Source organism: Bacteroidia bacterium (genome assembly GCA_023228875.1).
Classification (GTDB): domain Bacteria; phylum Bacteroidota; class Bacteroidia; order NS11-12g; family UBA955; genus JALOAG01.
This window is the reverse complement of the sequence record JALOAG010000028.1, coordinates 1-10,335: the sequence shown is the minus strand read 5'-3', so window position 1 is coordinate 10,335 and position 10,335 is coordinate 1. Positions and strand designations below refer to the sequence as shown.

Genomic DNA, 10,335 nt, shown 5'->3' with positions numbered 1-10,335 from the left:
TCAAACATTCTCGTACGTAAGAGATCCGTTGTTCATGGGAGAATTGCTTTTTAGCCATAATTACCTCCAACACAATAGTGGCAGAGGCAATAGCTATTTCATAGGGGCGACGATTTGACGGTTACAACCTTCTTTTAAAGAAACTCAACTTAGATATCTTATCGAAACACTGTATGATTCTAATCTATTAGTAAGAGCTGGACGCAATCAATATAAAAAAGTTGATAAAAATAATAAAAAAAATCCATTTTTAGTGGAGTTTATTCTAATGTAGCTGAAAAAGTTATTAAGCATATGCAAAAACAATTTCCTTTACTCTCCTACAGGGTTTGGGAGTTATCTTGGCTTAATTAATTTTTCAATCACCAACTATCGCATAATTATATCTTTTTAGAAGTAGAGAAAGATGGAGTGGATTTTGTTTTCTCATCCCTAATAGACGAAATGCCAGGCAAAATACTACTAGAACCCAGTATTAAAAAGATAACACAATATGGCACTGATGATGGGATTTTAATAGATCGTCTTGTAACTGAAGCTCCAAAATCTGATGAAGAGTCTTATAAGGTACCTTTAGAGAAATTGATAGTAGATATGTTTGCAAACAAGTACCTAAAGCTTTTCAAAGGTGATTACCCTATAGCAATTGAAACGATGTTTAATAAGTATTACCTAAATCAAACTGGCATGTTGAGGTATGCACGAAGAAGAAACAAAGAGGAAGAACTGGTTAAGTTTATTAAAGACAACACAAAAATAAATTAAGTTTGCTAAATAAAGGTGATTCCATTAGGATATAATTAAACTGATTTTTCTCTCAAGCAACTGCAACAAGTTGGAAGTTTTTATAGATGTAACAAAGTTTCTTTAATTAAATGTGGAGATTTTCTGTGAATTTAGAATTAGGCTACTATGTTTTTGAAAATTTTGATGAGTGTGTAACATGGAGAGGGAAAAAGTTTGATGATAATGAGAAGTTTGATAAGTTTTTAAAAGTAGAAGTTGCCAATAAAGTTATAGATAAGATTGGTAGAGATAAGTTTATTGGTTTTATTAATAGCCTTTCTATTACAGGGCTTAGTTCTAACAACATAAAAAATTACTTATCAGTAAATAATTCAGCACTACCTGGTTGGAAAGTTAGTGAAGCATTGGCAGAAACATTTTTAGAAATGGAACAACAAATCGTTTTCCCTTGGAGTAATGTAAGAGACTATAAAAATCCTAGTGCCAATTTAGCAGGATCTGATATTGTAGGACTTTATGAAAGAGAAAATAAATGGATGTTTGTATTTGGGGAAGTAAAAAGTTCGTCAGAAAAAAAATATCCACCACAAGTAATGTCAAATAAAAAAGAACATATGGGAGGACAACTAGATTCTATAATAAAGGAAGAGGATGCAAAGTTTAACTTGATTAAATGGCTCTATTTCCGAGTAAAGAACACCGACTTTTTTGAAAGTTATCAAAATGCAGTTTTAACTTATGTTGAATCAGAGAGTAAGCATTTTCTGATGGTTGGTGTTTTAGTTAGAGATACAGAAGTGGATGAGAATGATCTTTCTAAGCTTGGCAATAAGTTGCGTAATGAAATTAATCTTCCAACTAAGTGTAACTTGATAGCACTATATCTTCCTTGGGATTTAAAGCACTTAGCAAATAAGGTATCTCAGAGGGGTGAGTTATGAGCCATTGGCTTTTAGATAACATCTTAGATAAAAGAAACAAAGCACTAAAAATAAGAACAAAAGTAAAAATTTATAATGAGATGGAAGGTTATAATTATCAATTAAACTCCTCTGAAATATCCCTAATAAAAGAAATAGCCAGTGCTCTTGAACTAGTAGTTTTAGAGCTATCTTCAAATAGTAATAACAACCAAGAAACTTTAAATGTGATAAGAGAATGCGCTAAAGATGCTTACGACTTATTAAACATTTTGCCCAGATCTGAGACTCCTATAGATAATGCTTACCAGTTGCTTAGAATTTCTTGCTTATCTGTGATAGGTGATAACAGCTTTGATGCTTCAAAAATGTTACGCCAAGAGTCTTGGTTTTCTATTTCCTCATTTGACTCTTGGAGAGATAAAACTTGGGCAACTATTATTGATACTTGGTTGAGGCTAATAAGAAAACAAGGGTGGCAAGATAGAGATAACACTCTTCAAAGAATTTCCGATTTACGAAAACAACAAGAATTATATGAAAATGAATATCTAGAAAAATTGGAGAAATCGCATGCTGAAGTTGCTGCTTTAGAATTGGTAGGACTATACCATTTAGCTAAAGCTGCTGAAACAATGGCAGTTTATATTACTGATGGGGTGGTTGAGGGAAACTATCAAATAAGACAACTTCTTGATACAAATTTTGAACGTGCTTTAGAAGTTTGTAACCATGCCCAATTAGTGAAACTTGAGTTAATGGTGCGCTTATTAAAAGCTTGTGCAAATCAAATGGTTAGTAATTCTATTTGGACTGTAACGCGTGCTGTTAATACAAAGGTTTCACAGTTTGTAAAAACTCTCGTTGATAGGGGAAGAGGTGATAAAGCTTTATTTGACGTATTGCCACCTCAGCGTATTGCTTTAGCTGAAAAAGGGCTTTTGGGCTCTAGTCGCCGTTCTGTGGTAGTTAGCTTGCCAACTTCTAGTGGGAAAACTATGATTGCTCAATTCAGAATTTTACAAGCAATAAACCAATTTGAACAAGAACAAGGATGGATTGCCTATCTTGCACCAACAAGAGCTTTAGTTAATCAAGTTTCTAGAGATTTGCGAAGAGATTTTGAAAGTTTATCAGTTATTGTTGAGAAAGTTAGCCCTATTTTAGATATAGATGTAGCAGAAACTAACTTGTTGGAAGAATCTGAAGAATTATCAAAATTTAGAGTTTTAGTTACAACACCAGAAAAGCTTGATTTAATGCTTCGCCAAGGTTGGGAAGAGAAAATTGGAAGACCATTAACATTAGTAGTTGTAGATGAGGCTCACAACATCCAAGATTATAACAGGGGCCTTAAATTAGAACTCCTATTAGCAACCATAAATAAAGAGTGCAAAAATGCTCAGTTTTTATTATTAACACCATTTATTGAAAATGCTTACGAGGTAGCAAAGTGGTTAGGAGAAGAGAGTTCAACAGATATAAGTCTTTCAGTTGATTGGCAGCCTAATGATCGAGTGATCGGAACTGTTACAAAGGTTAAAGGTAAAGCACTCAATAAGAGAAGTTTTGATTATGAACTAAATTTTCGTACTTTGCATACAAATAAAAATACATTAAATATTGACGAACTTTTAATAATTCCAAAAGTTAAAGAAATTGCATCTACATTTTCAAAAGTTGACTCTAAAAGCAGTATTGGGTCCATAGCTGCTCAATATCTACAAAACAGAGGCCCAGTAATAATAATACACAACAAGATTGACTGGGTTTGGTCTACTGCACAAAGATTAAAGATAGAAGAAAATAGAATGAAGGTAATTGATCCTGAAATAAGACTGTTGCAAGACTATTTACGACTTGAGTTGGGAGAAAGTTTTCCTTTAATAGAACTACTTGAGTTTGGGATTGGAGTTCATCACTCTGGGTTGCCTGAAGAAGTTCGAGTGCTAGTTGAGTACCTTTTTGAAAAGGAGAAATTAAAATTCATTGTAGCAACAACTAGTATTGCCCAAGGGGTAAATTTCCCTGCATCAGGTGTCGTCATGATTACAAATAAATATTTTACTCCAAGTGGTGCTTTTGAAATGCCTACTGAGGATTTTTGGAATATTGCGGGTAGGACAGGTAGAGTACAACATAGCCAGCTTGGTTTTGTCGCATTAGTTGCTGATGATGAGAATGAGGAACGAGACTTAGAAGAATATATTAACAGGCAAACTTCAAGTTTAAATTCAGCTTTGGTTAAACTTGTATTAGAGGCACAAGAGAAGCTTAGTGATTTGGGAAGTGTAATGTATAATAAGCCGCAATGGTCAAGTTTTCTTCAATATTTAGCCCATACTTATAATCAAATGGGGAAACCTGAAAACTTTAATGAAGAGGTTGAACAAATTTTACGAGGGACATGGGGATTTAAAACATTAAGAGAACAGAACGTAGAACTTACTAATAAATTGCTTGCAGGCATTAAGAACTACACAACTTATCTGCAACGCAAAGGCCAACCCCTTAAGTTAGTTGATAGTACCGGTTTCTCTTTAGATAGCATAAACTCCATTTTAATGTCAAAAGGAAACATAGATGCTAATTCATGGGATAGCTCTACTCTCTATAAGGCAGATGATCAAACTCTAAAAGATATGATGGGTATTTTACTCTCAGTTCCTGAATTAAGGGATAATTTTAAAGAAGTTATTGGTAAATCAAACATAGAGGGGGACACACTCGCACTAATAATAAAGGAGTGGGTTAAAGGAGCCCCAGTATACGAAATTGCAACCAAGTTTTTTCAAAAGGAAAAATATGATGAGGTTAAAGCAATCACAGAGTGTGGAAAAAATTTATTCGGTTCTCTTACTCAAACGGTATCTTGGGGTTTATCTGCATTGTTAGCAATTACTGGTGGTTCTATTGATGAAAACAAGATGGAGAGTCTTAGCAATTTACCCGCAATGGCATTTTATGGTGTTGATAGTGATGATGCAATATTGTTTAGGTTGCTTGGTGTTCCTAGGAGCGCTGCTAAAGGTATAGCCCAATTGATGAAAGATAATATTAAAGAACCTTTACCAATATTACGTAAAAAACTTTCGACGCTTACTGTATCTGATTGGCAAAAGGCTATGAAAGATAATGATAAAGGGAAAGTTTACCGCAAGGTTTGGAGAATCTTTGAAGGCTTACCACCTGAAAAATAACTTGAGATATTATTCTCAATTAAAAAACATTCTTTTGTAATTTATGAGTGCAAGCTTATTATTTCCAACGTTTTAAAAGTTGTTAGTATAAAATGAGTCACTATATCTACACTTTAGATGAAGAGAGTGTTTAATATATGCTTTACTTAAAATAAGCTAAATTGGGATCAATAGGATTATTGAAAAAAGTTTGGACATCTATTGGTAAAATAGATGAGTAGTTTTCTACTATAAAGTCCCAATTGTTCTTATATGCTTGTTTAGTCAAAACCTTAAATTTAGTATTTATGGTTCTTGGTTTATATAAATCTTCAATTAGTTCGATTTTATCCTCTTTTCTTAGTGGGATATTTTTAATGTTTTTGCTTTTAAGTATCAAATTAAGGGAATGTTGAGATAAATTATTTAATTGCGAATTAGAGTTAAGCAAAGGAGATTTTCTTGGAGAGCGTTTTTTAGAAAATGTTATTTTCTTAGATTCTTTATTATGATTGTATACCCATATACCACAATAATCTGGCACGAAAGTCAAAACCTCATCTAAAAATACAGGAGCGATAACTAAAATAACATATTCGTAAACTTGTGAATAATCATTGATTTGTTTTTCAATTCTATTTAATGAATCTAATTCTGTTTTAATCTCATAGGCATATGATTTTTTATTAATTCGACCAATATCAACTCTGCTACTTAATATTGGCATTTCAAATAATATTGTGTCTTGGTCAGTCTTTAGGAAATCGACTAATGCATGCTTAATCACCCTTTCAGAAGGGTAGTATTTTAGTAAAATTAGGCTTATTAACTTATTTGCAATGAGCTGATTAGAATATCTATTAAATAAAGTTTCATGTTTGTGGTTAAAAGCAACCTTAAGATGGTCCCATAAGATAGAATCTGTTGAAAATAAACTATAGTTTTCATTAAGATATTTAGTAGCATCTACTATTTCAGCTAAAGAGGTAGTTTTTTCAATCTCTTCTAGCAATTGCTCTTCAACCAATTTCATAAAACCAATCCTAAACAAATAACTGTCTTTATTATAAAAAATATAAAAGCAAAAATAAAGAGTTATTACGGCAGAAGATAATCTCACTAAATTTGAATCTACTTTTGAAGGTGAACTACTCTAAGTTCAGTGGTTGTAAATTTTATACCAAATGTCACTGATGAAAAAGCATATCTAGTAGATTTCTATAATCTGGAAATTAAATATATTTAAGGATGATTGTTAAGAGATAATTTATTTTATATGGTTGAGTTTGATTGAATTTAAATTTAAAAGAAAGTAGTGGTATTATGGAAACCGTAGTAGAGTACAACCATGCCAAAGAGAAATTGATGGCTCTTGATAAAAGTGTTTTAGTTGATGCAATTTTGCTCTTAGCTCAAGAGTCATATTCTGCATCTCTTTTAGTTAATGGATTAATAGCAACACAAAAAGAGCGAATTAACCTTTTTAAGAACTACATTAAAAAAGTTACTTTTCAAGAGGACCTCTTAGGGGGTGAACAAATACTAGAAATACTTAGGCGAGCTTTAGATCTCTTAGATCCTATTCAAATGGATCCAAAGGTTGCCCTTAAGTTGTTAGAAACATTTTATCTTGTTGATTCTTGGGCCTTTGAATCTACTACGGAGCTAGATTTCGAGTTTAATTTGCTATTTTCAAACCAAGCTTATAATCTTTTTTGCACCTTTGCTAAAAAGTGCGATGATAAAAATTACGTTCAACAAATAGCAAATAGATTACTATTGGATGATGGATATGGAGTGCGAGCTGAACTAAAGCAATTTACCTTAGTGTGAATCTAATCACACTAAATTGTTTGGGCTTGTGTCCCTTGCTGTCCAACCTTGCCATTTAGCCCATTCTTTCATATCTAAAGCTTCGTATCTATCTCCTTCATAAATAGTCTCAAGCATATCAATATAACCATGGACATTGCCACAATCATCTAATACGTTTAACCCATCTTTGGCGATATATATTGGTTTACGATTGCTAATCACCTTAGCTGCAATTTCATCCTCTACAACTTTATTATTCTTACCAAACTCCTTAACCAATGAAATTTCCACCTCCCACCCATCTCCATAATCGTAACTATAAAGAAGCTTTTGAGTAATTGGCACAACTTCTTCTTGCTCACACTCTTTTTGAAGTTTTTCTATTTTCCTCCGAGCTTGTATATATTCAACTACATTTTCTATCTCTTCTTTATCTTCCTCACTAAGAACAATATCACGATAATACTTGTATAACCCTAAAGTAAGTTTATCTACAGCTAAAACATTATCTTTAGCCTTTTGTATATCGATTGGTTTAAGAGAAAGAATCTCATGTAGTTGTAGACTCTCTTTTAGCTGATCTGGTGTTCCATATTCATAATAGATTGCCCCTAAGATATCAGATAAAGTTGCATCTTCAATTTTAACTGTTCTTGGTTTAACCTCATTTTGTAAATGGAATGGATGTACATTTAGTATAGGCACCTTTTTAACTAAGTCAGCTATCTCTGTCTGATTTTCGATCCAGTACTGGCTGTATCCCCCATACCTGTACTTTTTAATATACTTAGAGCGCATCCATGTCCTTGGCTTTGTACTCCCATCGTAATCATCATCCCAAAAAGCATCGTCAAAGGTGGAGTTGGGAAATTGAAGATAGTAACCAAAGATTGGTGCAATATCCAAAAATTTTCCTTCAGTTAGTTTTTCAAACAATGGCTTTGGAAGTTGGAAATTATGAAGATGACTATTAGTCCAACCAAAAGCAACGTTGATTAGGTAGTGGAGTTGGTGCAAAGTTAATGAAGAGGGGACAATAATATCTCTAGAGATTGATTTTTTAACTTTCCCATATTTAAAGAGTATATCAGCTTCTTCTGTTGACATAGAACGAAGATGACTACCTAGGAGTTCCAAATGCAAATGCATAGCATAAGGGATTATTTTTTCAGAGGAATTTGTTTTTTCTTTATTTGGCAAACCAGCAACTCCTTTCTTCTTTTTTATAGTTAAAATCTGGTGTTGTCAGACACCTTAACTAATCTTTACTTTTCTTAAATGTATAACACAGCTGTGAAGAGGTGTCATCAAAACAATACTATTTCAAAAAAGAGGTTGCGACAATCATTTTCAGTTACTATGATTTGCTAAATTAAGATTACTTTTGCAAGAAACAATTAAATGACCTTTTTGTCACAGAAGGGATACAGAGTATCAGCGCCAGAGATAAAATCCTTCGTGAGATTGTATCTAACTCGCTTGCGCACAGAGATTATGCAAATGCCTATGTTGCAAAATTTGTCATTGAGAAAGATCGTATTTTTACTGAAAATGGTAATCGCTCTCATGGCTTCGGGAATTTGGATCCCTCTGCCTTCGAACCATTTCCCAAGAATCCTCCGATTTCAAAAGTGTTTCGTGAAGTTGGCTTGGCAGATGAGTTAGGTTCAGGAATGCGCAATACATATAAATATACAAAGTTGTATAGCGGTGCTGAACCAACTTTCAGTGAAGGGGATGTGTTCAGAATCATTGTTCCTTTACATGAGGCAGCTACCTCAACAGTTGGTCCTCCCAAAGTTCCAAAGTCTCATGATGATACTTTGGATGATACTTTGGGAATAAAGATACTCTCGCAGATAAAAAAGAATCCCCACATCAACCAAACCAAGCTTTCACAGCAGCTTGAAGTCTCTCTTGCCACTATAAAGCGTACAATGTCTGATATGGTCGAAAAGAGAGTTATTGAACGCAAAGGGGGTAAGCGATATGGATATTGGGAAATAAAAATAAGAGAGAGTTAATAGCACTAAGGGTTTCTTAAGGAAAAGTAGCCTGTGTATTTATAAAAAAATTGTTATATTCACCCCTATATCTCAACAAGCTTTTCAAAGGTGATTACCTCAACCAAAATATGATGTTAAGGTATGCTCAAAGAAGAAACAAAAAGGATGAACAGGTAACGTTTATTAGAGATAACACAAAATAAAGTTAATGGATTAGATTTACTAATTTTAGTCAGATATTAGTAGTCAAATTGGTGAAGCATATTTTAATGGGGGAAAGTTTATTATAAAAGAGCAAGGAGGTTAGCAACAAACTAACTCTAATATTAGCTTGTTAGAAAGGAGTTTTTATTACAACAACAATAGTATTACAGCTATTAGTGGGCTAAGGAACTGGAGACGAGTTGAAGCTTACACTCGATCAAAGTAAAATATTCCCTTTAGAAACAAAAAGGGAAAGAAAGGTGTGTATTGGTATTTATAGATAATCAACTTGGTAGAAGCATATGTACTTTTACTGACAAGCACTAAAAAGTAATAGTTTTTGTAAAAATATGGAAGAATCTAATGATATTTGTTACAGGCCTGTGGTATGTAAGAATAATTGCTTCATAATTTATAAATATTATCCTTATACATCCCCATTTGCTAGCTTGATTCAGAATTACAATGGATTTGGGACGTGGAAACAGGTTTAAAAGTGCGTTGTAAACAACTCTCTTGATGGGACTTCTATTTATGTAAACCTTACTGATAAAGTTATTTATTTCTGCCCCTCTAAAACTAACAATATAGTTGTAGAACTTTATTTTTTGTAAATTTTTGTTGTCGTTACTTAGTCACAAATCTAAGAGGGATTGTTAAATGCAAAGAGAAAAATTGAATATACATCTATTTTTAAAATTGCAGGTCTCTAAATAATCAAATTTACAGGATTGTAAGTGTTTTAGTTTGTTAGCGGTGTTAAATAATGAAAAATACAGCAATGTGGTCATAAATATTAATATTTGTTGACATGGCGGTGTTTTGTACTTATATTTACACCATAATACCAATTTAATGAGGTTTGACCATGGAAATACTTGTTTCTGACAATAGATTTGCAGGATATTCATATCTCATTGAAAAACTTGGAATAGTAAGTATTCCCAACTGGCATAGATCGACAGTTTCTTCTACTGGTACACACTTTTCAAAAATAGAGGATGGTTTTGTAGATGAGATGTTCAGAAACCAATATTGGCCTGGAGAGACGATTAGTGACCACCTAGAGTTTGCAATCAAATATGATGGGGTAAATCTAACCTTGCTGGCACAAATTTTTGAGAAGATACCTGTTGAAGAACTCATCAAATATATAACATCAAAACCCACTGGCAAGTATGCTCGAAGGATCTGGTTTTTCTATGAGTTTTTATTAGGAAAGCACCTTCCTATTGATGATATGAACAGTGGCAATTATATTAATGCACTGGAAACTAATGAATACTTCACTATTCAGAATGGGGAACGATCCACACGCCATCGGGTAGTGAACAACCTTCTCGGACCCCGATCCTTTTGCCCAGTTGTTAGGAAGACAGAAAAGCTCTTAGAGTTGGATTCTGCAGCTATTCAAAATCGATGTGAAGAGATTGTTAAAGGTTATCCTCCACAGCTAATTCGCCG

8 protein-coding genes are annotated in these 10,335 nt (G+C 33.2%); 6 read left to right on the top strand and 2 right to left on the bottom strand.

Features of this window, described 5'->3' with window-relative positions:
• The first annotated feature begins 444 nt into the window (after positions 1 to 444).
• From M0R38_12135 to M0R38_12125, 3 genes are all read left to right on the top strand, one after another.
• Entirely contained in the window at positions 445 to 765 is a 321-nt protein-coding gene (locus M0R38_12135; GenBank protein MCK9482481.1) for a hypothetical protein, read from the top strand.
• 125 nt (positions 766 to 890) lie between these two features.
• The gene (locus M0R38_12130; protein MCK9482480.1) at positions 891 to 1,688 is read left to right on the top strand and encodes a hypothetical protein; all 798 of its coding nucleotides are present in this window, start codon (positions 891 to 893) and stop codon (positions 1,686 to 1,688) included.
• Positions 1,685 to 4,867: a DEAD/DEAH box helicase gene (locus tag M0R38_12125; protein ID MCK9482479.1), complete on the top strand. Its 3,183-nt coding sequence runs from the start codon at positions 1,685 to 1,687 to the stop codon at positions 4,865 to 4,867. The genes M0R38_12130 and M0R38_12125 overlap by 4 nt, the downstream gene beginning before the upstream one ends.
• A 142-nt stretch (positions 4,868 to 5,009) precedes the next feature.
• Here M0R38_12125 and M0R38_12120 read toward each other — a convergent pair whose 3' ends face one another.
• Positions 5,010 to 5,879, bottom strand: a complete 870-nt coding sequence (locus M0R38_12120) for a sce7726 family protein (GenBank protein ID MCK9482478.1) — start codon at positions 5,877 to 5,879, stop codon at positions 5,010 to 5,012.
• 290 nt (positions 5,880 to 6,169) lie between these two features.
• Here M0R38_12120 and M0R38_12115 point away from each other — a divergent pair, with 290 nt between their 5' ends.
• Entirely contained in the window at positions 6,170 to 6,679 is a 510-nt protein-coding gene (locus tag M0R38_12115; GenBank protein MCK9482477.1) for a hypothetical protein, read from the top strand.
• Positions 6,680 to 6,685: 6 nt separating this feature from the next.
• On the opposite strand, the gene M0R38_12110 is transcribed toward M0R38_12115, so the two are convergent.
• Positions 6,686 to 7,861: a plasmid pRiA4b ORF-3 family protein gene (locus M0R38_12110; GenBank protein ID MCK9482476.1), complete on the bottom strand. Its 1,176-nt coding sequence runs from the start codon at positions 7,859 to 7,861 to the stop codon at positions 6,686 to 6,688.
• 431 nt (positions 7,862 to 8,292) lie between these two features.
• Here M0R38_12110 and M0R38_12105 point away from each other — a divergent pair, with 431 nt between their 5' ends.
• Together M0R38_12105 and M0R38_12100 are read left to right on the top strand one after the other, a co-directional pair.
• Positions 8,293 to 8,685 carry a winged helix-turn-helix transcriptional regulator gene (locus M0R38_12105; GenBank protein ID MCK9482475.1) on the top strand — a complete coding sequence of 131 codons (393 nt, stop codon included), beginning with the start codon at positions 8,293 to 8,295 and terminating at the stop codon, positions 8,683 to 8,685.
• Positions 8,686 to 9,739: 1,054 nt separating this feature from the next.
• On the top strand, positions 9,740 to 10,335 hold a 596-nt coding region (locus tag M0R38_12100; protein MCK9482474.1), incomplete at its 3' end, for a cell filamentation protein Fic.